This window comes from Sphaerisporangium sp. NPDC049002 (assembly GCF_040649355.1).
Lineage (GTDB): Bacteria > Actinomycetota > Actinomycetes > Streptosporangiales > Streptosporangiaceae > Sphaerisporangium.
On the sequence record NZ_JBEZFH010000422.1, the window covers coordinates 1 to 1871 of the forward strand.

Genomic DNA, 1871 nt, shown 5'->3' on the forward strand with positions numbered 1-1871 from the left:
GCCACCGGGTCCTGGGCCATGCCGTCGAAGCTGCCCGCCCCCGAGGACGGCACGGCGGAGCAGGCCGCGCCGAACGGACCGCCGGAAGGCGTGGCCATGGGCGTGTCGGCGGGCGCGGGAGCGGCGCTGGTCGTGGCCGGAGCCGCGGAGGCGGCCTCGGGCTCGGCCGAGGTCGAGCCGCCGCCGCAGGCGGCGGTGAGCGAGAAAGCGACGGCGAGGGCCGGGACGGCGAGAATTCGGGTCTTCACAGATAGTCCTTCTTGTCGTTGCGGATCACGGGTCACGGGATGGTGACCCGCGCGTGCTCTCTGTCACCGGTGGCGGGCACGGGTCGTGTCGCACCCCCGGGGCTCGCGGTCACCCGGCGGTGACCACGAGCGAGTGCCGTCCGGTGGCGCCGTCCGGGAACGGCGCCACGCGTGCGGACGTCTGGGTGTGACCGGTGGCGTCGGTGGCGCGGACCTCCAGGCTGTGCCTACCGGGGGTCGCGTCCCAGTCGAGACGCCACTGCCGCCAGGTGTCCGGACCCGTGGAGGGCGCCAGCCGGGCGGCCTTCCAGGGGCCGCCGTCGACGCGGACCTCGACGGCGGCCACGCCACGGTGCTGCGCCCAGGCGACCCCCGCGACGACCACGCGACCGGTGGCCACCCGGGCGAACGCCTTGGGCACGTCGATGCGCGACGCGGTCTTGATCGGCGCGTGGTCGGCCCAGCCGCGCCTGGTCCAGTACGCCTGCTCGTCGGCGAACCGGGTGATCTTGATTTCGGTGACCCATTTGGTCGCCGACACGTACCCGTACAGGCCGGGGACGATCATGCGGGCCGGGAAACCGTGCTCGGGTGGGAGCGGACGGCCGTTCATCCCGACGGCGAGCAGCGCGTCGCGGCCGTCGAGCACCGACTCGATTGGTGTGCCGCAGGTCCAGCCGTCGGCTGATCGGGAGAGGATCTGGTCGGCCCCCGCCTGGACGCCCGCCTCGCGGAGCAGTGCGGCCAGGTCGGCGCCGAGCCACCGGGCGTGCCCGGCGTATGGCCCGCCGACCTCGTTGGACACGCAGGTGAGGGTGATGTCCCGCTCGGTCAGCGGCCGGCCCAGCACCTGCTGGAAGGTGAGCTCGACCGGGTGGTCCACGAGTCCGTGGACGCGCAGCCGCCAGTCCTGGTGGGGCACCCTCGGGACGACCAGCGCGGTGTCCACGCGGTAGAAGTCGGCCACCGGGGTGGTGAACGGGCTGAGCCCCGGGATCCCCAGGTCGGCGCCGGGCGGCAGCGGGGGCGCGGGCCTGGCCGGGCGGGGCAGCACCAGGCTGGCCCCCGTGGCGGCGGCGTCCCGGGCGGCGGTCAGCGTCCTGCCCACTCCCCCGCTGACGGCGGCGAAGGCCAAGGTCAGGGCCCCCGTCCGCAGGAACCCCCGGCGGCCGGTGCCCACGGCGAGAGCCGCGACGGGTCCGGTGGAACGTTCCCCCGGCGGGGAGCCGTGACCGAGGGGAACCGGAAGGCGGGCGGTGAGGGCGCGCCGCAAGAGCAGGAGCGCCACGGCACCGGCGGCGCCGGCGGCCAGCGACGGCAGCGCGTCCAGCGGCACCGCGTCCGGCCGGGATACGGCGGCGACCGCCGCGAGCAGGCCCAGGGCGGCGAAACCGGCCAGGGCCGTACGCGAGTGGCGGGGGGCCAGCGCGCCCAGGGCCGCCGCCAGGGCCGCCACCACGGCCCCGAGACCGATCAGCAGGACGAGCTTGTCGGAGCTGCCGAAGGTCCGGATCGCGAAATCCTTCAGCCCGAGGTGGGCCACGAGCAGATGGCCGGGCTGAACTTCGTCCACGGCATCGCCCAGGCGCTCTGGCACGGCAAACTCTTCCACCTCGACCTCAA

The 1871-nt window shown here is 75.3% G+C and carries 1 protein-coding gene and 1 pseudogene; both read right to left on the minus strand.

The features are described from left to right. A pseudogene (locus tag AB0B89_RS36190) lies at nucleotides 1-248 on the minus strand (fasciclin domain-containing protein); the annotation flags it as partial. A 109-nt stretch (nucleotides 249-357) separates the two neighbouring features. Further along, the gene (locus AB0B89_RS36195) at nucleotides 358-1791 is read right to left on the minus strand and encodes a molybdopterin-dependent oxidoreductase (RefSeq protein ID WP_358562237.1); all 1434 of its coding nucleotides are present in this window, start codon (nucleotides 1789-1791) and stop codon (nucleotides 358-360) included. Nucleotides 1792-1871 lie beyond the last annotated feature (80 nt).